Origin of the sequence: Carnobacterium divergens DSM 20623 (assembly GCF_000744255.1) — a bacterium.
GTDB classification, from domain to species: Bacteria; Bacillota; Bacilli; order Lactobacillales; family Carnobacteriaceae; genus Carnobacterium; species Carnobacterium divergens.
Window position 1 is genome coordinate 2,194,600 of record NZ_JQLO01000001.1, and the last position, 25,457, is coordinate 2,220,056.

Annotated in this window: 21 protein-coding genes and 1 other annotated feature; of the genes, 7 read left to right on the forward strand and 14 right to left on the reverse strand. The window is 36.0% G+C overall.

Annotation, left to right across the window (positions count from 1 at the left end):
- Positions 1–357 precede the first annotated feature (357 nt).
- The 4 genes from BR52_RS10485 to BR52_RS10500 all read left to right on the forward strand — a co-directional run bounded on the left by BR52_RS10485 (position 358) and on the right by BR52_RS10500 (position 5,027).
- Entirely contained in the window at positions 358–1,110 is a 753-nt protein-coding gene (locus BR52_RS10485; RefSeq protein ID WP_034572425.1) for a metal ABC transporter ATP-binding protein, read from the forward strand.
- Positions 1,107–1,961 (forward strand): metal ABC transporter permease, encoded by an 855-nt coding sequence (locus tag BR52_RS10490; protein WP_034572428.1) that lies wholly within the window; start codon positions 1,107–1,109, stop codon positions 1,959–1,961. Before BR52_RS10485 ends, BR52_RS10490 begins: the two co-directional genes overlap by 4 nt.
- Positions 1,958–2,887, forward strand: coding sequence for an Mn/Fe ABC transporter substrate-binding lipoprotein EfaA (gene efaA, locus BR52_RS10495; RefSeq protein ID WP_034572431.1), 930 nt, complete (start codon positions 1,958–1,960; stop codon positions 2,885–2,887). The genes BR52_RS10490 and efaA overlap by 4 nt, the downstream gene beginning before the upstream one ends.
- Before the next feature lie 220 nt (positions 2,888–3,107).
- Entirely contained in the window at positions 3,108–5,027 is a 1,920-nt protein-coding gene (locus BR52_RS10500) for an amidase family protein (RefSeq protein ID WP_051915707.1), read from the forward strand.
- 52 nt (positions 5,028–5,079) lie between these two features.
- On the opposite strand, the gene BR52_RS10505 is transcribed toward BR52_RS10500, so the two are convergent.
- The 6 genes from BR52_RS10505 to BR52_RS10530 form a co-directional block, all read right to left on the reverse strand.
- Complete coding sequence (locus tag BR52_RS10505; protein WP_034572433.1) at positions 5,080–5,304, reverse strand: hypothetical protein; 225 nt, start codon at positions 5,302–5,304, stop codon at positions 5,080–5,082.
- 41 nt (positions 5,305–5,345) lie between these two features.
- Entirely contained in the window at positions 5,346–6,452 is a 1,107-nt protein-coding gene (locus tag BR52_RS10510; RefSeq protein WP_034572435.1) for a WxLIP family cell surface protein, read from the reverse strand.
- A gap of 84 nt (positions 6,453–6,536) precedes the next feature.
- Positions 6,537–7,322: a WxL domain-containing protein gene (locus BR52_RS10515; protein WP_034572438.1), complete on the reverse strand. Its 786-nt coding sequence runs from the start codon at positions 7,320–7,322 to the stop codon at positions 6,537–6,539.
- 44 nt (positions 7,323–7,366) lie between these two features.
- On the reverse strand, positions 7,367–8,164 hold the full coding sequence (locus tag BR52_RS10520; RefSeq protein WP_034572441.1) for a WxL domain-containing protein: 798 nt from the start codon (positions 8,162–8,164) through the stop codon (positions 7,367–7,369).
- Complete coding sequence (locus BR52_RS10525; RefSeq protein ID WP_034572443.1) at positions 8,151–8,486, reverse strand: LPXTG cell wall anchor domain-containing protein; 336 nt, start codon at positions 8,484–8,486, stop codon at positions 8,151–8,153. Before BR52_RS10525 ends, BR52_RS10520 begins: the two co-directional genes overlap by 14 nt.
- A gap of 12 nt (positions 8,487–8,498) precedes the next feature.
- Entirely contained in the window at positions 8,499–11,633 is a 3,135-nt protein-coding gene (locus BR52_RS10530; protein WP_034572445.1) for a hypothetical protein, read from the reverse strand.
- Positions 11,634–12,060: 427 nt separating this feature from the next.
- Here BR52_RS10530 and BR52_RS10535 point away from each other — a divergent pair, with 427 nt between their 5' ends.
- The 3 genes from BR52_RS10535 to BR52_RS10545 all read left to right on the forward strand — a co-directional run bounded on the left by BR52_RS10535 (position 12,061) and on the right by BR52_RS10545 (position 14,690).
- The gene (locus tag BR52_RS10535; RefSeq protein WP_034572448.1) at positions 12,061–13,500 is read left to right on the forward strand and encodes a helix-turn-helix domain-containing protein; all 1,440 of its coding nucleotides are present in this window, start codon (positions 12,061–12,063) and stop codon (positions 13,498–13,500) included.
- Between the two features lie 5 nt (positions 13,501–13,505).
- Positions 13,506–13,985 carry a hypothetical protein gene (locus BR52_RS10540; RefSeq protein ID WP_147291891.1) on the forward strand — a complete coding sequence of 160 codons (480 nt, stop codon included), beginning with the start codon at positions 13,506–13,508 and terminating at the stop codon, positions 13,983–13,985.
- Positions 13,986–14,120: 135 nt separating this feature from the next.
- Positions 14,121–14,690 carry a recombinase family protein gene (locus BR52_RS10545; RefSeq protein WP_034572453.1) on the forward strand — a complete coding sequence of 190 codons (570 nt, stop codon included), beginning with the start codon at positions 14,121–14,123 and terminating at the stop codon, positions 14,688–14,690.
- Positions 14,691–14,760: 70 nt separating this feature from the next.
- Here BR52_RS10545 and BR52_RS10550 read toward each other — a convergent pair whose 3' ends face one another.
- From BR52_RS10550 to BR52_RS10585, 8 genes are all read right to left on the reverse strand, one after another.
- Entirely contained in the window at positions 14,761–16,569 is a 1,809-nt protein-coding gene (locus BR52_RS10550; protein WP_034572456.1) for a heavy metal translocating P-type ATPase, read from the reverse strand.
- 190 nt (positions 16,570–16,759) lie between these two features.
- Entirely contained in the window at positions 16,760–19,525 is a 2,766-nt protein-coding gene (locus BR52_RS10555) for a cation-translocating P-type ATPase (protein ID WP_034572459.1), read from the reverse strand.
- Between the two features lie 69 nt (positions 19,526–19,594).
- Positions 19,595–19,641 (reverse strand) — a sequence feature (sodium ion sensor (DUF1646 type); this cis-regulatory element may regulate processes involved in with the transportation of sodium ions).
- Between the two features lie 113 nt (positions 19,642–19,754).
- Positions 19,755–20,690, reverse strand: coding sequence for a hypothetical protein (locus tag BR52_RS10560; protein WP_034572462.1), 936 nt, complete (start codon positions 20,688–20,690; stop codon positions 19,755–19,757).
- A gap of 165 nt (positions 20,691–20,855) precedes the next feature.
- The gene (locus BR52_RS10565) at positions 20,856–21,827 is read right to left on the reverse strand and encodes a DUF1002 domain-containing protein (RefSeq protein ID WP_034572465.1); all 972 of its coding nucleotides are present in this window, start codon (positions 21,825–21,827) and stop codon (positions 20,856–20,858) included.
- 256 nt (positions 21,828–22,083) lie between these two features.
- A complete protein-coding gene (locus BR52_RS10570; protein WP_034572467.1) occupies positions 22,084–22,464 on the reverse strand; it encodes a DUF956 family protein in 381 nt (126 codons plus the stop codon).
- A gap of 130 nt (positions 22,465–22,594) precedes the next feature.
- On the reverse strand, positions 22,595–23,512 hold the full coding sequence (locus BR52_RS10575; RefSeq protein ID WP_034572470.1) for a PTS system mannose/fructose/sorbose family transporter subunit IID: 918 nt from the start codon (positions 23,510–23,512) through the stop codon (positions 22,595–22,597).
- Positions 23,513–23,609: 97 nt separating this feature from the next.
- Entirely contained in the window at positions 23,610–24,413 is an 804-nt protein-coding gene (locus BR52_RS10580) for a PTS mannose/fructose/sorbose transporter subunit IIC (RefSeq protein WP_034572473.1), read from the reverse strand.
- Positions 24,414–24,437: 24 nt separating this feature from the next.
- Positions 24,438–25,433 carry a mannose/fructose/sorbose PTS transporter subunit IIA gene (locus BR52_RS10585; RefSeq protein WP_034572476.1) on the reverse strand — a complete coding sequence of 332 codons (996 nt, stop codon included), beginning with the start codon at positions 25,431–25,433 and terminating at the stop codon, positions 24,438–24,440.
- Between the last annotated feature and the right edge of the window lie 24 nt (positions 25,434–25,457).

A 25,457-nucleotide genomic window follows, 5' to 3' on the forward strand; every position in this document is an offset into this window, starting at 1 on the left:
ATCATCATTTCTTCACAATTGCGAAGTATACTTAAAGAGTAATAAGAACACCACCCTACAAACAAACTTTTCATTTTTTCATTACTACTCCTCCAAAGTATAATGAAAGCTATCCTTAAAATTAGTTCTTTGAACTGATTTTAATTCGTATCATGAGGATAGGATATAACAACCTACACCCATGATACGCCCTTTTTCCACCTGATTCTCCATCAGGTGGTTTTTTTTCGACTTTTTTATTTTTAGCCTAACCTAAATATTTTGTTATCGTAACTTTAAAAATGTATTGCTATTAAAATTAATATTTGTTAGACTATTTTTAGGTAAGCCTAAAAATTAAAAAGGAGTGTATTCATTATGGCATCCTCTAGTAGTATCAAGATTCAACAATTAACCGTGCGTTATCAAGGAAACACCGCACTTCAAAATATTGCGTTACACATAAATTCAGGAAAGATTACAGGCATCATTGGACCGAATGGTGCAGGGAAATCAACTTTGATTAAAGGCATGATGGGCTTAATCCAAACAGATCAGCGCTGTGTTTTAGTAGGTGAGCGTTCAATTGATACTAAAAAAAAGGAGATCGCCTACGTTGAACAACGCAATGCCTTAGACTTAACTTTTCCCATCAATGTGGAAGAAACGGTACTGCTTGGAACTTATCCTAAACTGGGATTATTTAAGAAACCCACTGCAAAGGAGAGAGAAAAAGCGCGACTTGCGTTGGAAAAGGTTCAATTAACCGAGTTTAGTAAACGCCAAATTGGCGAGCTTTCCGGTGGGCAATTGCAACGAGTATTTATTGCACGGGTTTTAGCACAAGATGCGGATATTATCTTTTTAGATGAGCCCTTTGTCGGTATTGATATGTTAAGCGAAAAAGTCGTTGTGGGTATTTTAAAGGAATTAAAACAACAAGGAAAAACGATTATTATTGTTCACCATGATCTTCACAAAGTACTGGATTACTTTGATGACGTGATTCTTCTAAAAAAAGAATTGATTGCTTTTGGAGACGTAACGAATACGTTTACGAATAAAAACATTCAAAAGGCGTATGGAGAAAGCATGGGAGATATTCAAATTAAGGGGGTTAAGGACGAATGATTGAAAATTTTATTAACGGACTGGTTCACTACCAATTTTTACAAAATGCTTTGATTACTTCGATTATGGTTGGAATTGTATCTGGCGTGATTGGCTCGTTTATTGTTTTACGAGGAATGTCCTTGATGGGAGATGCAATTTCTCATGCTGTTCTTCCTGGCGTGGCAATGTCTTATATGTTAGGAATCAATTATATTATTGGGGCTTCCTTGTTTGGAATTCTGGCAGCTATTTTAATTGGTTTTATTACTCAAAAAAGTCAATTAAAGAATGATACCGCAATTGGTGTGGTCTTTAGTTCCTTCTTTGCTTTAGGAATTATCTTGATTTCATTTGCTAAAAGTTCCACTGATTTATATCATATTTTATTTGGAAATGTATTGGCTGTTCGAGATTCTGATATTCTGATTACTTTGATTGTCGGCATTGTGGTGTTACTGTTTGTCTTTCTTTTCTATAAGGAGCTTGTAGTCTCATCTTTTGATCCAACGATGGCTAAGGCTTACGGTTTAAAAACAACCTTGCTTCATTATGCATTGATGTTTCTACTAACGTTAGTTGCTGTCTCTGCGTTGCAAACGGTTGGTACAATTCTAGTCATTGCAATGTTGATTACTCCTGCTGCTACAGCTTATCAATTAACCAATCACTTACCTACGATGATTGTTCTTTCCACCATTTTTGGTGTCTTAAGTTCGATTATTGGATTGTTCTTCAGTTATTCATATAATCTAGCTTCTGGTGCAACGATTGTTTTAACTGCAGCATTATTTTTTATACTTGCTTTTCTATTTTCACCAAAAAAAGGGTTGTTTTTTATCAATAAAAAAAAGGAGGAACAAGAACTATGAAAAGAATAGGATTAATCGTCTCTGCGTTGCTACTCGTTGTTGTTTTAGGAGCCTGTGGGAATGCTAAAACGTCACAAAATAAGACTGATAAACTGAAGGTAGTAGCTACAAATTCAATTATTGCCGATATGACTAAAAATGTTGGAGGTAATTTAATTGAGCTTCATAGTATCGTGCCAGTTGGAACAGACCCTCATGAATACGAGCCCCTTCCAGTTGACGTCGCTAAAGCTTCTGAGGCTGACATTATTTTCTACAACGGATTAAATTTGGAGACAGGTGGGAATGGTTGGTTTACTAAATTAATGGAAACTGCTCACCGTAAAGAAAATACAGATTATTTCGTTGTTAGCAAAGGTGTTGAACCACTCTTTTTAACAAGTGCTGGACAAGAAAGCGAACAAGACCCTCACGCTTGGCTGGATATCCAAAATGGGATTCATTATGTTCAAACAATTGCCAATACTTTAGAAAAAAAGGATCCAAAAAACAAAGCAACTTATCAAGAAAATGCTAAAACCTATATTGAAAAATTAACGAAGTTAGATTCGGAAGCAAAAGAAAAATTCAAAGACATTCCAGAAAGTAAAAAGCTATTGGTTACTAGTGAAGGAGCTTTTAAATATTTTTCTAAAGCATATGGCTTAAAAGCTGCTTATATTTGGGAAATTAATACGGAAAGCCAAGGCACCCCAGATCAAATGAAACAAATTATTGATACAATTAATAGCTCTGAGGTTCCTTCACTATTTGTTGAAACAAGTGTTGATCCTCGTAGTATGGAACGCGTATCAAAAGAAACGGGTTTACCAATTGCTAGTAATATTTTCACAGATTCTATTGCTAAAAAAGGACAAGCTGGTGATAGCTATTACGCGATGATTAAATGGAATTTAGATCATATTCATGAGGGGTTAATTAAATAAAATTAAACCTAAGCAAAAGAGTAGTCGAGGCTACTCTTTTTTTCGTTACAATAGACACTCTTATACAATATTGTCTTTTATTCTTCTTAAAAAGCCTAATTTCCAACTAAATACTTCTTTTAATTTATGATTTCATGTCGTTTGGCCCTCACCTTTTGAGGAATATGATAAAGTGGATACGCTTCAAAAGAAAATTTCATTCATTAAGGAGAGCAAACAAGTGAACACTAAATTTTTCAAAAAAACCATTCAATTAGTAGGTATATCTGTTGGTATTTTTATAGGAGCATGGCTGCCATTTGATAGTAGTAGTGCCGCAACAGCTCCAGAACAAACGACCTTTTTATTAGAGCAATCTTCAGAAAACTCCCCTTTTCTACCTTCTAGTGACTCAACACTCCAACAGCTTTATACCCATAGCTCTGCACTAGAATTGGCAAATATGGTTCGTACAAAACAAGTGAGTAGCGCTGAACTAGTGGCTGTTGCACTTCAACAGGTAAGACAAGAGAATCCACAATTGAATGCAGTCATCACGCTTCGAGAAACAGCGGCCTTAAAAGAGGCAAATGAATTGGAGGATCATGGACAACCTTTTCTTGGTGTTCCTTTACTTTTAAAAGGCTTAGGCCAAACTTTAAAAGGGGAATCCAATACAAATGGACTGATTTTTTCAAAAGATCAGCTTGCAGGTGGAACAAGTAGCTTTGTGAAAGGGTTGCAAGAAGCTGGCTTTATTCTTATTGGACAAACTAATTTCCCAGAATTGGGCTATAAGAATATCACCGACTCGCCTCTATATGGTCCAACACATAATCCTTGGAATCATGCTTATCAAGCAGGGGGCTCATCAGGTGGAGCTGGAGCAAGTGTCGCTGCTGGTATGGTTCCAATTGCTTCTGGAAGTGACGCTGGTGGCTCCATTAGAATTCCTGCTTCATGGACTGGAACAATTGGATTAAAGCCCTCACGTGGCGTCCTAATAGGCAATAGTGCGGCAGAACGTGGACAAGCGGTTCATTTCGCCTTAACTAAAACAATGCAAGATACTGAAACTCTCTTTCATGCCCTAAAAATTCCAGAGAGACTACAAACTGATCCTACGCCTTTAAAAAATCTAAAAATTGGCTATTCGACAAAATCACCTGTGGGAACACCCGTCAGTTCGGAGGCCATTCAAGCTGTTGAAAACGCGGTAACGTTTCTAAGAACACAAGGATTTGAAGTTGAAGAAGTGAACAATCCCATTGACGGCGTCGCATTAATGAAAAATTATTATACAATTGCTTCCAGTTCAGCGAGTATTGCCAATTTTTTAGCAAATCAAAAATTAAAAAGAAATTTAATAATAGAAGATGTCGATTTATTGACTTGGGCTCTTTACCAAACAGGAACAACGATTACTAAAGAACAAGTCAATGCTGCTTGGGAAGAAAATGGCCGGATGGCTGCTCTAATGGGCGAATTCCATCAAACTTATCCGCTTTTTTTAACTCCTACCACGGCATGGCCTGCTCCAAAAGTGGGCGATTCTCTGCTAACAGCTGAGCATGTGGAAAAAATGAATCATATTACTGACCTTTCTGCCGAAGAACGTCAACAATTAATTTATGATCAATGGTTACCAGCCTTAACTTTATCGCCGTTTACGCAACAAATGAATTTAACGGGTGAAGCAGCAATTAGTCTTCCTACTCATTTAACTGCTGAAGGCTTGCCATTAGGTATTCAATTTAATGCTGCCAAAGGACAAGACGAACGTTTAATTCAAATGGGGAAATTATTTGAAGAAGAGGGGCAATTTAAACAAACTGTCTCACCAGATAATTCTAAAGAAGATCATGAGGAATCCCAAACAACGACGACGACGCCTGCAATAGAGTTACCTGTTGACCCACCTGTAGAAGAGGTGCCTGCTGCTAATTTAGCTCCTATTGCACCCCTTGAAGCATTACCCGCTGGATCAAATCCAGAATCAACTGAACGAGTAAGCATCAAAACAAAAGACACTCCTCTTTCTACTGAAACGCGACTGCCTAAGACCCATGAAAAAGAGTTTCTATTTGATCCTATCCTACTTGGTTTGCTCTTTATTTTCAGTAGTTTATATTGTTTAAAAAAAGAACCAGAACTGAATTAACCTTTCAGTTTTGGTTCTTTTAGTTTAGTTGAAAAATTGTTCCATGTGTAACTTATCGTTCTTTTATTAAGAGGCCTTCATCCCATAAATCTACGTTTAACAAGGTTACTTCAGGGCCAAAGGTCTGTTTGATGAAGTCTTTCATTTCAGAAAAATCCAATTCTTTTTTAAGCACAATTGTTCGATTCGTAAACCATTTCTTCCGATAAGAACTAGCCGGAATTTCTAAGCTTATTGCATAAACAAAGCAATCGTCCCAATTTTTTTCGATTCTCATGGTTTTATCCTCCTCTTTAATCTATTATGCAAAATAACGTTTTAATTGTTGTCTTCTTCTAAGTTCACTTTTTTAGCGCGTTTTTTTCGGTTGGCTTTTCTTCTTTTTTGCGCTTCTTTCTTTTCCTTTTCTTTCTTTTTCTTTCGAATAATAAACCAAATTAATAGCAACGCTAGTAAAATTAGTAAAATGCCAACTAAAATGTAAATCCAAGTGTAATCTTTTTTAACAGTGACATCTTTTTCGTTGAAGGCTTTCGCAACATCTGCTTTGATTGTAAAGTCTTTTTTAAACTTCCATGTTTCTCCCATTGATTTTGCAGTCATTGATAGGGTATAGTCTCCTGCTTTGAGCTTTTCACCATTCAACGAAACTGGATAGGCAAATGATGTATTTGGAGCCATTTGCATTTCTTCTTTTTTAGAAGAATACAGAACATCGCTTTCTCCTTTTTTAGTAATTTTGGTATCTACTGACAGTTGGTTCATATATTTAGCTTGTGTATTTTGTAAGGTTGCATTGATAACGTTACGGGCATTGACTTGGTTAGGCTCAACCTTGTTTAATTTTAATTCTGAGTCAATTTTAACGTCTGTTTCTTGTAATACGACGGCTACTACATAGGCATATTTATTTTCAATCGCTAAGCCTTGTTGTGTTTTTTCTTTTTTAGTTTCTGCTGTGTCTTCTTTTTCTTTTAGAGTAATGCCGCCTGCTAGAATTCCATCAAATCCGTCTTTTGGCATTTCAACCATTAATTCTAAATCCGTAGAGCCATTTGCAGGAATTTTTACTTCGTTTACTGCCGGTTTGACAATTTCTTCTATATTGTACTTGCTTGTTTTATCTAATTTTGTATTGGATTCGCCATATTCGACTACTCCGTTGATATTGGTTGTTGCTGCATGTACACTAGGCAATACTGTCACTTCATTGTCTGTGTCATTACGCATGTGAACTTTTAATGTTTGTTTTTCTGATGGCTTCATTGTTAAATCAAAGTAACTATGAGACGTGTCTTTTTGATTTTCTGGAATAACAGGCTCCACGCTAAATTTTAATTGCGAGGCATTTGCTTGTGGGATTATACTTACTAAACTTAGAAGAAAGATTAACCCAATCACTAATTTTTTTTTGACGTTCAACATATTTTTCTTCCTCCTACTATAAATGAAAAAATAGGCATAGGAATACACCAGATAGATGTATTCCTATACATAAAAACTTTTTTATTATTCTTTTGAGTTAGCTGGTGTATCTGTTAATGTCCAAGTTAATGTTGTTTTATATGTGTCTGCATCTTTAACACTTGATCCTGGAACGCTTAATTCAATACTTTCAGCCATACTTGCAGCATCTCCGGCACGGTATACCCAAGTACCAAAACCTTCACCTGCAGCTGCTGACATAATGTTTTCAGCTACACCTGTACCATCGTTTTTCAATGAGAACGAAGTTTTGACAACGCTAGGTGCTTTTGAATTTGAAACAGAGGCAACTTGACCATTTTTAAAGGTTACTTCTGCTCCGACTAACTCTTTGCCTTCTTTAGCTGATTTGAATTGACCATTTTGTTTAACACTTAATGACCAGCCTTTTTCACCACCACGTTTATCTGTTACTTGAGCGTAGTTTGGAACTGGATTTTTTAAATCTGCTTTGCCATCCTCACCTCTTAGGTATTGAGGTTTTGCAAAATACGTTTGGTTTTTAGTTGAAATTAATTGCTCACCGAAGTCTAGGCTTGATGCATAGTCTAAACTTAATGGTCCGTTTGTACCTGGATCAACTGGTTTTTCTGGATCCGTTGGATCAACCGGGTCAACTGGTTTTTCTGGATCAGGATCTGTTGGGTCTGTTGGATCTGTTGGTGATTCGTCTTCAACAAATTTTACTTGTGCATTTGTGTCACGATTTGCTGGAATAGGGCCTGGTGCTGCTGAAACATGACCAACTCCACTTAATAATAATGTACTGAATAAGACAGTTCCTACGGTTGCTAATTTTAATGATTTCATTTTTTCATTTCTCCTCTAATTTGTTTTTTTTAGTTTAGTTAATTTTATTCATTTCCTGGAACATCTGTTAATGTCCAAGTTAATTTTGTATCGTATTTTACTGCATCTTTAGCTGTTGTTCCTGGCACGTCTAATGTGATGGCTTTGTTTTTCTTAACTGTTTTTCCTTCGACTTCCATATCTTCAAGCGTACCGAAGCGATCTACCCAAGTACCAGCACCGGCACCTTTAACAGCTGTCATTACTTTAGTAGAAGTATTTGGCGTTAATGCCATATCAAATGTTTTTGGTGCGATTACATTTTCGATATTTGAAGCTGATACACCTTCTGTAAAGGTAATTTGTGAACCTGTTAATTCTTTGTTTAATGTTTTATCGTTTTTAAATTGTCCTTCTTGTTTAACACTTAGTGACCAACCGCCATTATTTCCGCGTTTGTCTGTAATTTGTACGTAGTTTGGTCTTGCTGTTGCTGGATCAAAATCTGACATATCTTCATTCCATAAATATTGTGGATTTGCATAGTACGTTTCGTCTTTATTGGTAATTTTATTTTTACCAAAATCGATACTTGATGCGAAATCAATACTTAGCGGTCCATCTGTTCCTGGATTTGGCTTGTGATCTGGTGTTGTTGGATCCCATGGATTTACTGGCTTGTTTGGATCTGGATCAACTGGATCGACTGGGTCCGTTGGGTCTTCATCTGGTACGAATTCAACAATCCCTCCACTTTGATACGTTCTTACGTAATCGTCTTCTGCTGCAAAAGCCTGCACTCCAGTTGCTGCAATACTTGCTAATACCATTGCTGCTGTAGTTCCATATTTAATTAATTTCATTATAAATTTCCTCCTGTTTTTTGTTTTTATTTATTAAGATTAATAAGACTGCACTTGAGAAACTAAACAGCCCTATTAAGTTTAAATAACTTGTATTTGTTGTACCTGTTTGTGGCAAGCGACCTTGATTTGTTGGTGGTACGCTCGGTTTTCCTGCTGGAGGAATTTGATTAGGAATTTCTGGCTCTGGATATTCATATGTCCCATAAAAACCGATTCCACTATTTGATTCATAGCTTTGTTTTTCAGCTGCTTCTACAATTGTCCAAGATGTTGAGAGACAACCTAAAAGTAACAAAACCAAGACGATTCTTTTTTTCATTTTGTCTCCCCCTTATTCATTTCCTGGAACAGATTGCAGTGTCCATTGGATGGCACCTGTATATTTTTCACTATAAGGTTGACCCGCCTTCACTTTTAAAACAGGCCCTTCTTGAATATCTTGCCAATCATTTGAAATTTCGACAGGTTGATTGTCTAGTGTTTTTTGATCTCTAATTGGAATCGAATCTCCTATTGTAAAGGCAAGTTCTTTTCCTTGATTGTAATAATGTAAACTGTTCATTAATTGATGCCCAGACTCACCAGTCAACTCTTTTAGAAGAGTCGCTCTCATTGACCATTGATTTCCTTTGCCACGGCTATCTTGAACAATCAATCCATCGTCTTTATTTTGAATTGGGTAAGATTTGTCTTTAGTTGAATTTTTTAAATTATCTCCGAAATTTAGTTCATTTGGTGCAGAAACAAATTCTAGTACTCCTTTGATGATTGTTTGCACGGTATTCGATGTCACTCCAACTGCTTTAAAACCATCGGAAAAGTTCATATTGGCTACTGCTGAATTTTTAAAAAGTGTTCCATCAGATACTTTTTCAGCATCTACCGTCACATCAAACTCGACAACAATCGTTTCGTTAGCAGCTATTGTACCGGAACTATCATTTAAGGAAAGGGTATTTCCTGTTATCGTCGGAGTCGCTAAAGACTTACCTGACTCTGTATGAGCTACTAAGTTGCTACTATTTTTTGTATAACTTGTTATTTCAGTAATGTCTGAATTGATTGAAATGGTACTGTATTTAACGTCCGCTTTTTTATATGGTGTGCGATAAATTATTTTGTAATGAAGAACATCATTGACTTGCGCATAATCAGAAGCAGAGCCATCTTGATGTGTGACACTTTCTTCTAGTACACCGTAATCTTCAATCAACGTGCTCACTTCATTTGAAACACTTAACGGAATTTCGACACCATTGCTGTATTTCCCTTCAACGGCAGTCTTTGCTTTCACAAGGGTACCTGTTGGGACACCTTTTTTAACTGTTCCGTTGTATTCTAGATAAACAGCCTGTTTTCTACTTACTGGCTTAGTTAGTGAAGCCGTAATTTGCTTCGTGCTTGCATCATATGACCCTGTTCCAACCACTTGACCCGACTCATCTTTTAAGGTGATATTCGTAATAGCTTCAAGCTGTGAATCAACGGTTGTGGTAAAGGTTAATGAAGCATAGTTGTTTATTTCAGTTTCAGATTGATAGGAACTCAAGGCGGTTCCTCGATACTTCAACTGCTCTCCTGGTGTGGCAATATCTGCTACGGAACCATCAAGGTGAAATACCTCTTCTTTGACTTCAAGTCGCTCATCTTTTAATTTTGCAAATGCTTCATTACTTTTCACGATTTTATCTGAGGCATCTGAATTGGTTACAATGATTTGACTGGTATTCGGCAGCAACCGGTGGCCTTTTTCATAAGGGTATTTTGACAAATCTGCCCCTTCTCTAACGGTTGCTTTCACTTCTAATGCGTACATTTTATTGTAAAAATCAGCTTTCTTTAAGGAGGTTTCTTTAGCTTCAGCCCGAATCTTGTTTCCTTGCTTGGAAAGGGTAAACAGACTATTTACATTTTGTCCTGTTAACGTATCTACGATATCAAAGGATTGAATGTTCAACTCATCGATTACAGGATCTTCAATAATTAATTGTGGTTCAAAATTCTTTATTTGTCTGTAAGGTACGCTGACATAAGTTGTATAGTTGATTTGTTTCGTTGCTTGATTTTCTACTGTTCCAATTTTAGAAGGATCAGGAAAGGCAATTGGAACCAAACTTTTTACATCATATCCATTCCAACTTTTTGAGGAATAGTAATCGAAAGTTAATTCATCGGTTTCTCCATAGGCAACACTAACCCAGCGTGTTTCATCTGTTTCGCTAACATTGCTATTACGTGGAGATTCAACTGTTAGTTTGTCACTCTTACGTTCGCCTAAAACATCTGAATCTTCTCTTACATAGACTTCTTGAATGCTGTCTGAATACATAATTGCAGATTCATCATAATCGATATCGGTTAAATTCCATACCCCTTTTACTTTGATCTTCTCTCCTGTTTCAGAATCATAAAATTCAACTCTGATTGTCGCAGGATTGTATTTTGAACCACCACCAACACGTGCTGATAGCATATTTTTGGTTCCACCTGGAGTTGGTGTCGCTGTTCCAAATGAAGAACCGCCACTTGCTGTGTTCACAATGACCTCTTTAACATCAATCACTCGCCCTTTATAGATCCCTGTTTTTGTATAATAAATATAGGTATCTTCGCCTGACTGTGCTCTTGTGATACGTTGCTCTGCATTTGGTTTCCCTTTATTAACACCATGAATAAAGTAGTTAACCGTACTTTCTTTAAATCGTGTTAATACCAGTCCGTATTCTCCTGAAATCATTTGAGGTGGATTTGTTTTTGGAATTTTGATAACGTCTGGTTCATCTACTAAGAGGGAACCTTTTGGTAATAAATTCAATCTAGGTTGAATGGCCCTTAGTTGATTAGACATTTCAGCATTGTCTAATTCTGTATTTGCAATCGGATTTTCTGTAGCTGGTGGTGCAGGTTTTTCAGTCATTTCTGGTTGTTCTGTTGGAACTTCTGGAACAGTCGGTTCCGCTTCGTTGTTCTCTTTTGGTTCATTTAGCGTTTCTATCGACGGATGCGCTTTGACTGTGATAGGAAATTGTTTTTCTGCCCCCGCTTCATCTGCTACTGTTACCTTGAACTCTCCTGTTTTTGTAAGATTCCCTTCTATGTTTAACTTAATTGGGGAACTTGTCTCACTTGCCAATGTAATTTTTTGTCTTGATCCTACTGGTTCAATTTTTTCAATTACACCTTGATTGGCTTGGAGAATTTGATCTATATCTAATTCAAATTCTGTTGGTACTTCTAAATAAATGAGTGGATTGCTTAACGGATCGTCAATCGTTATGTCAAATTGAAACTCTTCATTCTCATAAAACTCTTGTTGGCTTGAGGCAATTGTTAAATTTAACTCCTCAGCTTTAATTCCAGATTCTTTAACCTTAGTTACATAGTGAATTCCGGATAAAATCAATCCTGAAACAAATAATGCAACAATCCACATGCTTAGTTGCTTTTTGCTCATCCTAACTTGCATTCTTTCACCCCTTAAATGAGTATCGTAAACAAATGTTTACGACACGCTATGAAAAAGACCGCTATAAACGGATGAAAGTCAGCCTTGATACCAATTTAGATTGGTAAAAAGTTTAAAAAAAAAGTGTCGCGTAAACATTTGTTTACGCGACACTTTTATGTGTTGTTCCTATCTGCAATTACTATATCATTTACTATTTTCACTGTCATTTTAAAAAATTTTATTTTTTTGAAAATTTTTTAGAATCCTTATTTGAATGGGTTTAAATAAGGTCATTTTTAAAATAAAATAGCATTAAATATATGTCTCTGTTATTCTATAATTGTTTGAACTCAATCGGGATAATAAAATTAGTTCTAGACTTGATAATTATATTCCTATAAAGTATAGACTAGATTAAATAAAATAATGTGTAAGGAGGATCCTCATGAATTTTTTACTAAATAAAGAATATCAACATAGAATGGCCATCTTAAATCATTTAGAATTAACTCCTTTACAAACTACATCGATTCAAGAAGTCAGTGATTCCCTCTCTTTTTCAAATTTTATTGTCAAAAAATCAATTAAACAAATTATCGAAGATTTAACCGATCATCATATTACAGGTATTCAAATCAAATTAGATTCAAAAAAAATTACCTTTCAATCTGATGGAACTGACTCGATTCTTTCGTTACAGTGGATTTATTTAAAGGATTCTAACCTATTTCTCTTGTTAGATGGCATGTTTAAAGATAAGAACTTCTCGCTAGAACAATTTTCAGCCAATCAATTTTTAAGTCTTTCTGCTGCGTATCTATTAAGAAGTGAATTAGAAACTATTTTAAAAAAATATCATATTACAATTGACTCTGATTTGCAGCTTGCAGGACTCGAATCCGACATTCGTCTCTTTCTTTTTGAAGTTTACTTTCATTCTTTTAACAGCTTAGAGTATCCATTTTCTAAAGAACTCGTTGAGCTATCTGAGCTATTTCTTAAAGAACTCTCTATGTTTTTAAATACAACCTTCTCTTCTACACAGAAGGTTAAAATTACTTTCTTTTTATGTGTTACCTTTCAACGACTCTTTTTTGGAAACACATTGAAGAAACAAGTAACAAGCGTTCCATTTAACAATATTGAGTTGGCTATCAAGCAGGTGATTGTTCAGTTTTTTTTAGAAACAACTACACTGAAGAAAACTCAATTAAAGCTGGAAACTAGTTTTTTATGCTCCTTTCTATTTGCTGGAAACTTGATTCCAAAAATCTCTACTCAAGCTTCTCTAAAATTTATTGAAACGAGTTGTAAGCCCGCATTAGATTTAACGGATATTTTCTTGAAACAGTTAAATAAACGTTTTGATATTCAATCAGATGCGTCTTACTACAACTTATTGAAACGAGAATTAAATCGGATTCATTATAAGTTTTTAACATTTAATCCTTCAGATTTAATGATGTATTTCCAAGCTAATCCTGAATTTTTAAAAGAGAATTATCCTGATTTTTTCTTATTTTCTGAATCCTTTATTCATAATAATTTCAATAAAAAAGAAGAAACAACTATTTTGTTTTATCATTATTTATTTTCCTTGATTCGATACTTACCCGCCTCTCTTTTAAACAACCCAATATACGTTTGTGTCGACTTTTCTCATGGAAAATCATATAATCATTTCATTAGCACTTCGATCAAGTCTTTTAAATTTCTGAATATCGTGATTGAGTCTACTCTATCCAATCAAACCAATTTATACCTTTCTGACTTTAAACCCGCTCATTCCCATTGCGATTATATTATTTGGAAAAATCCGCCTTTGCCAACTGATTGGGAATACTTCGGAAATAAAATTATTGAATTGAAACATAAAGAAAGGTGAATTTTATGAATCATAAACTCTTACATTTTACTCAATCTTCCATCATCTGTGGCTTGTTATTTTCGGGACTCTTTTTCCCGATGTCTATTAAAGCTGCCCCACATGATCCGGATATTGTTTTATTAGCAGATAGCTCACCTGTTAATCCACTCAATCCAGCAGTTACGGTAGATCCAGTTGAAGCCCCACCTGAATCTTCAGATGCTGTAGAACACAACAGACAACATAAAGAACTTGAAAATGTTCATCAAACTACTCGTAAAAAAACAAAATCTGTAAAAAAGAAAACAAAAGTTAAGAAAGAACCTTCAAAAAAGCAGTCTGCTTTAAAAATTTCCAACCTAACGCCCTACTCGATTCAAACAGATGCTGTTTTGCCTCCAGATCCTAGTAGCGGCGGGAATAACAATGATTTTAGTCAAACAACTACTGGTCAGTTACTTGCTAATTTATCTGGCTGTATTCTCTATGGAACTAAAAAATAACGTTTATTTTTCAGTTTTAATTATTTTCTTTTTATAACGTATAAAATTTCTAAAAAAAACACCTCCTTTTTTCTTTAAATAATGAACTAACTCGATTATGATAAGATTAGTTCATTAGTTTTAGGAGGAATTTTTTTGGCTATACTAGGTTATGCTCGCGTCAGCACACATTATCAACAACTTGATTCTCAGTTGGCTGCACTGAAACATTACGGATGTGACCGTATCTATACCGAAACAGAGAGTGGTAGAAATGAAAAAAGGGTGGAGCTGAACAAAGTACTTAATGAATTACAACCAGGAGATACATTCGTTATTTTTAAATTAGATCGACTTTCCCGTGGTACAAAACATCTTTTGATTTTAATGGAAGAATTTAAACAACGAAACATTCATTTTATTAGTATTCAAAATAACATTGACACTACTACGTCAATGGGACGTTTCTTTTTTACTATTATGAGCGCTTTTGCTGAAATGGAAGCAGAATTAATCAGCGAAAGAGTCATTTCTGGCCTAAATGCAGCTCGTAACAATGGCAAACAACTCGGCCGTCCACCAGTGAATAAAAATATTGAATTGGTCTTAGATTTATATCAAAATACGGATATGTCAATTGCCAAAATTGCTCGAACAACGCAAGTCTCTAGATCAACTGTTTATCGATATCTTGAGAAAAATAACATCCCATTAAAAACCAAGTAATACGTATTTAATCATTATTTAAAACCCCCATCCTACATGATGCAGGATGGGGGTTTGTTAATTTATCGATTTAATTTATCGATTTAATTTTCCGATCTTTCCGTGCTCTAAGCGCAGAGAAGATTGATACAACGTCAACAACTTCTTGTAAAGCAGCTCCAAGCAATGCTGGGATAATTCCTGTACTTGCAACTAGCATTAAAATTGTACAAATTAAAATACCTAATAAGACGGATTCTTTCGCAATTTTCATTGTATCTTTTGACAATTGGATCACGGTGCTGACTTTGCTCAAGTCATCTTTTAGAATCACTACATCAGCTGATTCACTTGCAGCAGTTGAACCATGTGCTCCCATTGCAATTCCAATATCTGCAATGGTCAGTGAAGGCGCGTCATTGACTCCGTCTCCCACCATTATAATTGGACGCTCTGAATCAGGTATTTCTTTTAATGCTGCAATTTTATCACCTGGCAGACATTCTGCATTAACGTCTGTAATGCCCACTTCTTTTGCAATGGTAGTAGCAACATCCTTTTGATCACCCGTTAGCATCATCACTTTGGTCAAACCTTCTGCTTTTAATTGACTAATTGTTTCTTTAGCCTCACTTCTAATAGTATCTGTAAAAGTAATAAAACCCGCATATTGGTTGTTAACTGAAATAAATAAAGCTGTTTGTTTGATACCTTCTGGCGTTTGATTTGGTGCAACAAAAGCTAACTTTCCAACTTTGATTTCTTGACCTTCTACTTCTGCTGCAACCCCATTTCCAATGGATTCTTCAATCTTACTTGCTTTTAATAGATTCTGATTTCCAACATAGGACATCAATGATTTTGCAAGGATATGGCCCGATTGTTGCTCCGCGCTCGCTGCAAGTAAGACCATTTTTTCATTTGTTATCGTCCCAGTTGTTTGAATTTGGTCAACAGATAAGACACCATTCGTAAGCGTTCCTGTTTTATCAAACGCAATCGAATTCGCTGTTGCCAATTTTTCAATCGTTGTACCTGTCTTAATAATGATCCCATTTCTACTAGAACGGCTCATTCCAGAAACCATCGCAATTGGAGCTGCCAAAATCAATGGACATGGTGACGCTACGACTAAAACTTCAGCAAAACGTTTCGGATCTTTTGAAATATACCACGCAATTCCAGCAATTAAATACGCAATAATTGTAAATGGAACGGCGTATCGGTCTGCTAATCGAACAAAATGAGCAGGTTGTTGCTCTGATTCTTTTACGAGTCGAACAATGTGTTGGAATTGGCTATCTGCTGCTAACTTATCCACTGCCATCGTAATGGCTCCGTCGCCATTTACTGACCCAGACATTAACGAGTCCCCTACTTGCTTATTCACAGGTTTTGACTCACCCGTTAATGAGGCTTCATCAAATAACGATTGTCCAGATAGTACCGTACCATCAACTGGAACGACTTCCCCAGGTTTAACTACTAAAACATCTTTTACCTTCACTTTTTCAACAGGAAGTTCGACAAGTTGATCTCCTTCGTATTTATGCGCAATTTGCGGAGAATTATCTAATAACGATTTCAGCTCACTCCGCGCTTTTTTAGCTGCATAATCTTCAAGTGAATCCCCACCGGTCAGCATAATGAGGATAATCAAGCTTGCCCAGTATTCTCCAACTGCTAGTGTAGCTATAATAGCTGTGATCGCTAAAATATCTACTCCATAGCTCCCAGAACGAAGCGTTTTAACCATCCCTATAAACATTACCCCTGACATAATCACACCAGCGATTGTTATTAATCCTTGCGCGAGATTATTCTGCTGAAACAAAAATTCTAAAATTAAAGCGATAATTCCTACACTTATTACTAAATACAATTTTTTATCATTTCTCATAGGCGCATTCTTCCTTTAACAAATTAATTTAACTTAAATCAAAACTCGTTCTATTTCCTAGTGAAAGCATACCATCGAAAAATAAGAAAAGCGAAAACAAACCCCTAAATGAAAACGATTCTTAGTCTCATACAATGAGCAATTTTAGATTAAATAAAAAACCATCTATTCAAAATAGATGGTTTTTGTTTTACCAGATTTTAATGCCAAATAATTCTTTTAATCCTGATAAAATGAACGTCGGAATTGCAGGAACAACTAGCAATAAAAGATAAACATTTAATGATAATGGGGCTGTGCCCATCACTGTATTGAAAAATGGAATAATCGTTACAAGATACGAACTAATTCCAGCAAATAAAACGGCTGCGACTAAAGGTTTATTTTGGAATGGATTTCTTCTAAATAATGTTTTAGAGCTACGGGCATCAAAAACGTGCCATAATTGCCCGTAAACAAGCGTTAAAAAGGCTACTGTTTGGGCTTGATTGCTACTCATTCCATTTTTTGCTGCCAAGATAAAGGCTGCGTATACCATTAATCCCATTACCGTTCCTCGAATCAACACACGAGACCAGGTGTAATTTGCTAAGACTGACTCTTTTGGATTACGTGGTTTCTCACTCATAATATCTGATTCTGCCACATCATATCCTAGTGAAAATGATGGAACAGCGTCACTGACCATATTTACCCAAAGAATCATTAAAGCTGTTAAGGTCGGTGTTGACGCTGGAACTTGTCCCATCCCTTTTGTGAAGAAAAGCAGTCCAATTAATAAAGATAAGACTTCTGCTACATTTGTTGTCAGCTCATGACGCATAAAGTTTTTAATATTGGCATAAATGGTTCGTCCACTTTCAACTGTTTTTTGGATCGTCGTAAACTTATCGTCTAGTAAAATCAAATCAGCAGAGTCCTTCGTCACTTCTGTTCCTGCTATTCCCATTGCAATGCCAATATCTGCGGCTCTTAGTGCAGGCGCATCATTCACTCCATCTCCCGTCATCGCCACGATTTCACCATGTTTTTGTAGCTGTTCGACAATCCGTTGTTTATGCTCTGGTGAAACACGAGCATAAACTTGTGTCTCTTTGACAACTTCAAATAACTCTTCATCAGTCATTTTTTCAATTGCTGACCCTTTGATTGAAGGCGCGTCCAACGAGTCAATAATGGTTAAATCATAGGCAATCGCTTTAGCAGTTGCTTCATGGTCCCCAGTAATCATCACAACTTTAACTGAAGCTTCCTTCAATTGCTGAACAGATTCTCTGACTTCTTCTCTTGGTGGATCAATAATTCCGGCTATTCCGGTCACAGTAAAGCCTACTTCTAATTCTTCCACCGTTCCATTGGTTGCTTCTTCTTTGGTTAAAACTTTTTCCGCTACGGCAAGAGTTCTTAATGCCTCTTTAGCAAAATTCAAGGTTGTTTCTTCTAATTTTTTAATTAAAAGAGAGGTTTCAACGCGTTCATTTTCATGCAAAATATAGGCGCTTTTTTCAACCAATACATCCGGTGCTCCTTTAGTATAAAGCTTATACTGGTCGTCTTCTTTTACAATAATACTCATCATTTTCCGACTACTTGTAAAAGGTAAAACTCGGTAAATTTCACTGCCCTTTTCAAGGATGTCCTTTTTGGTAATTCCGGCTTTCTCTCCTAAAACAACTAAAGCTACCTCTGTTGGATTTCCAAAAGGCTTGTATTGTTGCTCTACCAATTTTACTTCGGCTTCATTACATAGAACAGCACCTTTCATAAATGATTGGTAGGCATTCGTATCTGGATTGTCACTGATAATTTTACCTTCTGGTGAATACCCTTTGCCTGTAACAAAGTATGCGTCACCGTTGGCAAAGAATTGCGTCACGGTCATTTCATTTTTCGTTAACGTTCCTGTTTTATCGGAACAAACATAAGAAGTTGCGCCTAGCGTCTCAACACTGTTTAGTGATTTAATTAACCCTTTGTTTTTAGCCATCTTACTTGCACCGATGGTTAAAACGATGGATAACACTGCTGGCAATGCATCTGGAATAGAGGCTACGGCTAAAGCAATTGAAGTAGACAACACCCCGCCAATTGCGGAAAAAGTTAATGCCCCTGTTGCTTGATAGGATTGAATCATTCCAACAATTAAGGTAAACACAACGACTAAACCAGAAATCAACATTAGCGATTTAGTCAATTTTCCAACTGTGTGTTGTAATGGTGAAGGTTTTGACTCAACCTTTTGAAGCAGCTCAGCAATTTTTCCTAATTCGGTTTTTTGACCGGTTGCAACAACAATCCCAATTCCACTACCATTTGAAACTGTTGATCCTGAGAACCCCATGTTTCGTTGATCACCAACGCCAATCTCTCCTTCAAGCGCTTGACTGTCCTTTTGAATGGCATCTGCTTCGCCTGTCAAATGCGATTCAATCACCTGTAATTCTGACGTATCAACCCATCTGATATCTGCTTCAATAAAATCACCAACGTTTACTTTTACGATATCTCCCGGCACAAGGTCGACTGAATCATAGCGTCCCCAATTGCCATTTCGTAAAAGAGCGACTTGACGATTGGAAAGTTGTTTCAACGCATCTAAACTTTTCTTAGCGCTAATTTCTTGCCAAAATGACAGGGTCGCATTAATAATAATCAAAATTAAAATTGCCGTTCCTTCATAAAGAGCTTCTGTTCCGTGCTTTACATCGCCTTTAATTTGAAAATCGTAATAGGCACTGAAAAAAGATAATAAAATTGCACCCATTAAAACAATCACGATTGGCTCTTTAAAACTGCGTAAATAGATTTTCCAATACGGATCTGATTTTTCTTCGTTTAATTTATTTGCTCCGAAACGCTCTCTATTTGATTCCACAACAGTATCTGTTAATCCTTCTGTCATAGACACATTAAATTCATTTAGTACCTCTTGGCTCTCCTTGTTGTAAAATTTCATTCAACCATTCCCTTCTGCTTCTGTTAATTTTCAAAATAAATACAAAAAAGAGCGCACGCCTTCAAGATGTTCTCCTCACCCTTGGAGAACTAGATCTTGAAAGCTTGCGCCCAACCTAATTTGTATTTAACTGTTTAATCAGTATATCATTTTTTTCTATGGTTATCTATAAGTTCTATCGGATTCTCATTTTTTGTTCATAATTTAAAATAAGTTATTCAAGTACGCTTTATTTTGTAAGAACAATGTTATAAAAACCAAAGTTTGAACCACTATCAGTCAATAATATCTTTAAGCTCTTAGCATTGTTCACTGGAATTTCAAAATGGGTATCAGCTAATTCAGCAGATATTTTATGCTCTTCGCTCAACTCATTATCTAGAAATATTTTCATTTTAGCATCTTCAATATAACTTGAATTTGAATCATCTACTTTTCCAACATCAAATTCAATTTTGGAATACTTTCTGTCTAAATTAAACAGTCCATAACTTCCTTCTCGACTGTATTTGGAGTTTGTAAGCACAAATCCATGTTTTTGTTCTTTTCCAGCTACTAAAAAAGAATCATTTTCTTCCTCTTCATAATTGATTTCATTTTTCCCACTGTATAATAACTTTTTAACATCTTCGAATTTAATTTTGTTTATCTTATTGATTTCTTGATTGCCTATAAAGATTTTATTTTGGTCATCATCATACTGAATCTCTTTACCAGTTACATTTTTAAGAATATTCTCATGATAGTAATGATCTCCATCAACATTAGCAACTAAATTATTTTTAGCTTTTACCATTAAACCATCGACTACTAATTCAGTATCACTAATTTCAGCGTATTTCTTTTCACCTAAAAGCTTATTCTTATTTTTCATTTTAGTACTTTCTTTTTGTAAATTCACAATATTTTCCGAAAGCTCTTTATTTTCTTTCTCTAGATCATCAGCACGATTGATATATTTTTCTACATCAGGAAAAGCAACTTCTATTGCTTTTTCAGTTGGAAGAATCGTTAATAGAATTGGCGCTAAAGCAACAAACATCGGTAAAAATATCTCTACTGTTTTTGAAAAATTTCTATCTTCACTTTTGTAAAATTTATACCCTAACATTCCTACAACAATCACTACTAATCCATAATATCCAAATCTTATAGCATTTCCCACTATCATTCTCCTTAAATATTTTTTAGTTTAAACAAATAGTACAAGAAATAAATAATTTCTCAGTCTATAAATTATATCATAAAAATAACCTTCGTTCTATGTAAAGATGATACATCTTTTTTCAACTAAAAAGAACCATTCTTTTAAAGAATGGTTCTCCTTTATCTAATTAAAAAATCCTGTTACCCAGCTGACAAAACGATCCCAACTATTGCTTACTTTTTGTAAAAAGTTCTGTGCTTCTTCTGAGTTTAACGAATTGCGGGCTTCTCCAAGCCAGTTTTTCGCATTATCCATAACGTCTTTTCCGAAGTTATTGAGTTGGCTAATCAATTCTTTGTTATTAATCGCTGGCGAATTTTGGAAGCGAATCATGAAATTAGTAATTTGTGTAGTTTGTTCAGGTGTCACAACTTTATCTAAATTGTTGTTTTTCAATGCTTCGTTGACAATTTTTTCAACATCTTCTTTTGTCGCAAGTTGATCTTGTTTTTCATGAATTTTTGCAAGTTCCGCTTTAATTTCAGCAAAGGCAACATTTAGATTCGCGTCACTAAAATCTGCATTGTCTTTATTCGCTTCTGAAATTCCTGAAATAACTCCCAGCTCTTCTTGCCCAACTGCAATTGACTCTTTGTCTAACGCTTGACCATTCTCATCAAAAGCCATAAATACGCCGGCTAAAGCTCCTTCTCCTGTTACAGGAACTGCTGAAGCTACTTTGATGGTCGCATCCGTTACACCTGCTGTAATGCTTGCATTTCGATACTGTTCAGTAGTAATCAATGTGATATTTTCGGGCGTTACGATTTCGACTTTTACACCATCACCTGCTGATGTCCGTTGAATCAGTGAACTGGAATAAACTTGGGCACCTGGATTATTGCTGTTTTGTAAATATTTTGAAATAACATTGCCATCTACGACAAACTCATCGACAGCATCGTCTGATTGAATCCCTAATAACTTGCGTGTTTCTGCAATTTGGCTTTGATTTAATGTTACGCCTCTTGTAAAAGCTGGTTTTCCCCATGTTTCATTGATTGACGTACGGGCTTGAGCTGGATGAGCACTTGCTAATCCACCCAGTGTTAACAGACCAACAAAGCTAGCAGTAAGTATTTTTTTTAGTTTCATCTAATTGTTGCCTCCTATTTTATAACGATTGTGGACTAATTTCATTTAAATGCTCGTTCATTGGTATTCTACTTAGCATAATTTTAATCGTTTCGCCTTCTTTTAGCAACGGTTAAGTACTTAAGTTTTATTAAGGTTATTCTAAAAATTTACTTAATGAAAAAACTGCACCTATCCTAAATACAGTCATTGGGCTCTAGCTTCCAACAAAAAAAGAATCACTCTCTATTAGAATGACTCTTGGTTAAATAGATGTTTAGTTAGTTTTCTTTTTCCCCATTGATTTAAATGCTCGTTTAATCACATCAAAGAAGCTCAATGATTGAACCATATGACTTGGATCTACATATTCTCGCATGGCTCTAAGAACTTTTTTAGGGTTTTTTGACGAAAATGTGAAAGTCCCATTTCTCTTTGTTTTAATCGCATAACGCGGAATCCATTTCCCCTTAAACATGACTGAAGCAATCACTTGGTCAACTTCTTCCCACGGAATTTGAATAAATTTATGAGCATCCCGAGCATTGTAAAATTCAAAACCGTTATTTCCAATCATAATTTTCCCGTAATCTGTTAGACCTGTAAAAGCGGTGGCATCTATCACCAAATCTACCTTTGTGTTAATTGACTCTACCATTCTATCCGCTCCATTTCGTTTAACTTGTTTCATTCATTATACGTTTTTTTTTTTAGTTTCGCCAATAAAAAAAGTGGCTGAGACAATTATCTGCAGCCACTTTTTAGATAAGCACTAATTGGTTATCGGCTTATAAAAGACCGATTACGTGACCAAGCACACCAACTACGAATAAACCAAGAATGATAATGATTGGGCTAACTTTTTTCTTCAATAACCACATGCAGAAGAATGTTAATAATAATGCAGCTAAACCAGGAATCAATTGATCTAAGTTGTTTTGTAACGTTGTTACTTTAGTAGATGAAAGGGCTAATCCTGAGTTCACTTGTTCGAAAGCATTGCGAATTCCTTCGCCGCCTCCTGGAAGTTTATCCCATTCAATATACGCACCTTTGTCTAGCTTAACTTCAGAGACAACTGGTAAGAATTTAATGGATACCCACCGCTGTACTAAGGCTGCCAGAACGAACATCCCAAGAATTGACGCTCCTTTTGTCACGTCTTGTAATACGCCACCAGAAAGATCTTCTGTAATTTTAGAACCGGCTTTATAACCGAATTCTTGTGTGTACCACATAAAGCCCCAACGAATTAAGTTCCATGCTACGAAGAAAATAATTGGACCAAGAATGTTTCCACCCATTGCTAATGATGCACCTAGTGCGCCTAACATTGGACGAACTGTAAACCAGAATACTGGATCACCAACACCAGCTAATGGACCCATCATCCCAACTTTAACCCCTTGGATTGCTACGTCATCAACTGGCGCGCCATTCGCACGTTCTTCTTCAAGTGCTAAGGTTACCCCAAGAATTGGTGAAGCAATATATGGGTGAGTATTAAAGAACTCTAAGTGACGTTTCAATGCTGCTGAACGATCTTCTTTTGTTTTATATAATTTTTTGATCGCTGGGATCATTGAGAATGCCCAACCACCATTTTGCATACGTTCATAGTTCCAAGAACCTTGAATAAATGTTGAACGCCATGCAACGGCTAAACGATCTTTTTTCGTTAAATGAATTTTTTCTGTTTCTGCCATTTTTCTTTTCCTCCTTTGTCATGCTCTCTTAGGGGTTGAAACCTTAGAGACACGATACAAATCGAACATTATAAGACTTTGCTAGCTACTTTTTAATTTAATAGTCGTTTAAGATATCCCCCAGTGGGTCGCCAGAATTGCTTCCGCCGCCACCGTTTGAAGAACCACCCATTTTAGAAAGGTTCAAGTAAATCAGTGCTAATGCAACACCAAGTGCTCCAAGAGCGATTAATGTTAATTGAGAAATTGCTGCTACAACGAAACCGATAATAAAGAATGGCCATACTTCTTTTGTTGCCATCATATTGATTACTAATGCGTAACCAACGGCAACGACCATTCCACCACCAATAGCCATACCTTCAGTTAACCATGCTGGCATTGATTCCAAGAATGATTGAACCGTTTCTGCTGGGATGAATAAAAGTGCTGCTGCAGGAATTGCAATACGAATCCCTTGCATACATACTGCAAGAATGTGTAACATTTCAATTTTTCTGATATTTCCATCTTCTGCCGCTGTATCCATCATGTGAACGATAGGTACTGCAAGCGTACGAACGATCATTGTTAAGAATAAACCTGCTACTGCAAGTGGAACCGCGATTGCGATTGCTGATGGAACGCCTTTAACGCCTTGTCCACCTAATACTAAAATAATTGCTGATGCAACGGATGCCAATGCAGCATCTGGTGCTACGGCTGCTCCAATATTTGCCCATCCAAGAGCGATCATTTGAAGTGTACCGCCAAGAACGATACCCGCTGTCAAGTTACCTGTTACTAATCCGATTAACGTACATGCTACTAGTGGTTGATGAAATTGGAATTCATCTAAAATTCCTTCCATACCAGCTAGAAAAGCAATTAATATTACTAAAACAATTGATATAATAGACATAATAGCCTCCTAATTAATTTATTTTTACTTTGCGTTAGCTAATTCAGCTTTTGCTTTTTTAAGAATGTCATCCATGTTGGCTTGAGAATCATTTGGTACTTTACGAACATCAAATTTAATGCCTTTTTCTTTCATTTCTTCAAAATGTTTAACATCTTCTGGTCCCATTGAAAGAACTTTGCTTACAACAACTTTCCCAACGGAATGAGCCATTGATCCAACATTTACTTCTTTGATATCTACGCCACCTTCAACTGCTCTAAGAACGTCTTCAGGGTTTTCAAATAATAGCAATGCTTTTGTATTTCCAAAGCGAGGATCTTTTGAGATTTCAATCATTTTACTAATTGGAATAACATTTGCTTTAACACCAGGTGGTGCAGCTTGTTCAATCAATTTTTTACGTAAATCGTCTTTTGCAACTGTATCTGAAACAACGATAATACGATTTGGTTGTGTTGATTTTGTCCATGCTGTTGCAACTTGACCGTGTAATAAACGAGAATCCACACGTGCCAATACAAATTTGATTTTGCCATCTCCAACAACCGTTCCTGGAGCAAGTGATCCTTTTGGTTGTGCATCTTCAGTAACGACAGCAGCTGTTTTATCTTTAGGCTCTAATTCTTCAGGTTGAATTCTAACCCCTTCTTTAGCTGTTCCAAGAATATGTGTTGCAATTTCTTGAGCTGACGTCATTGAAAAACGTGACGCATAAGCTTCAATTACCATTGGTAAATTCATACCGGCAACGATTGCCCATTTGTCTTTGTGTGCTTCAAACAAACTATTTGCTTGATTGAAGGGTGTTCCGCCCCATAGATCGACTAAGAATAATACTTCGTCTTGATTGTCAAAAGATGCAATTGCAGCTTCCATTTTTGCTTTTACATCGTCTGGACCTTCACTTGGCATCAACGTAATAGCCTTTACGTTTTCTTGCTCTCCAAAAATCATTGCGCCAGATTGCAAGATGCCTTCAGCGAATTCGCCATGACTTGCTAGGATAATTCCTACCATCTCTCTACCTCCTAAATAATGTCT

What these genes read in the sequence shown, in the direction of transcription:
- BR52_RS10485 (WP_034572425.1), top strand. Translation starts at nt 358, where the DNA reads ATGGCATCCTCTAGTAGTATCAAGATTCAACAATTAACCGTGCGTTAT.
- BR52_RS10490 (WP_034572428.1), top strand. Translation starts at nt 1,107, where the DNA reads ATGATTGAAAATTTTATTAACGGACTGGTTCACTACCAATTTTTACAA.
- efaA (WP_034572431.1), top strand. Translation starts at nt 1,958, where the DNA reads ATGAAAAGAATAGGATTAATCGTCTCTGCGTTGCTACTCGTTGTTGTT.
- BR52_RS10505 (WP_034572433.1), bottom strand. Translation starts at nt 5,304, where the DNA reads ATGAGAATCGAAAAAAATTGGGACGATTGCTTTGTTTATGCAATAAGC.
- BR52_RS10510 (WP_034572435.1), bottom strand. Translation starts at nt 6,452, where the DNA reads ATGTTGAACGTCAAAAAAAAATTAGTGATTGGGTTAATCTTTCTTCTA.
- BR52_RS10515 (WP_034572438.1), bottom strand. Translation starts at nt 7,322, where the DNA reads ATGAAATCATTAAAATTAGCAACCGTAGGAACTGTCTTATTCAGTACA.
- BR52_RS10520 (WP_034572441.1), bottom strand. Translation starts at nt 8,164, where the DNA reads ATGAAATTAATTAAATATGGAACTACAGCAGCAATGGTATTAGCAAGT.
- BR52_RS10525 (WP_034572443.1), bottom strand. Translation starts at nt 8,486, where the DNA reads ATGAAAAAAAGAATCGTCTTGGTTTTGTTACTTTTAGGTTGTCTCTCA.
- BR52_RS10530 (WP_034572445.1), bottom strand. Translation starts at nt 11,633, where the DNA reads ATGCAAGTTAGGATGAGCAAAAAGCAACTAAGCATGTGGATTGTTGCA.
- BR52_RS10535 (WP_034572448.1), top strand. Translation starts at nt 12,061, where the DNA reads ATGAATTTTTTACTAAATAAAGAATATCAACATAGAATGGCCATCTTA.
- BR52_RS10540 (WP_147291891.1), top strand. Translation starts at nt 13,506, where the DNA reads ATGAATCATAAACTCTTACATTTTACTCAATCTTCCATCATCTGTGGC.
- BR52_RS10550 (WP_034572456.1), bottom strand. Translation starts at nt 16,569, where the DNA reads ATGAGAAATGATAAAAAATTGTATTTAGTAATAAGTGTAGGAATTATC.
- BR52_RS10555 (WP_034572459.1), bottom strand. Translation starts at nt 19,525, where the DNA reads ATGAAATTTTACAACAAGGAGAGCCAAGAGGTACTAAATGAATTTAAT.
- BR52_RS10565 (WP_034572465.1), bottom strand. Translation starts at nt 21,827, where the DNA reads ATGAAACTAAAAAAAATACTTACTGCTAGCTTTGTTGGTCTGTTAACA.
- BR52_RS10570 (WP_034572467.1), bottom strand. Translation starts at nt 22,464, where the DNA reads ATGGTAGAGTCAATTAACACAAAGGTAGATTTGGTGATAGATGCCACC.
- BR52_RS10575 (WP_034572470.1), bottom strand. Translation starts at nt 23,512, where the DNA reads ATGGCAGAAACAGAAAAAATTCATTTAACGAAAAAAGATCGTTTAGCC.
- BR52_RS10580 (WP_034572473.1), bottom strand. Translation starts at nt 24,413, where the DNA reads ATGTCTATTATATCAATTGTTTTAGTAATATTAATTGCTTTTCTAGCT.
- BR52_RS10585 (WP_034572476.1), bottom strand. Translation starts at nt 25,433, where the DNA reads ATGGTAGGAATTATCCTAGCAAGTCATGGCGAATTCGCTGAAGGCATC.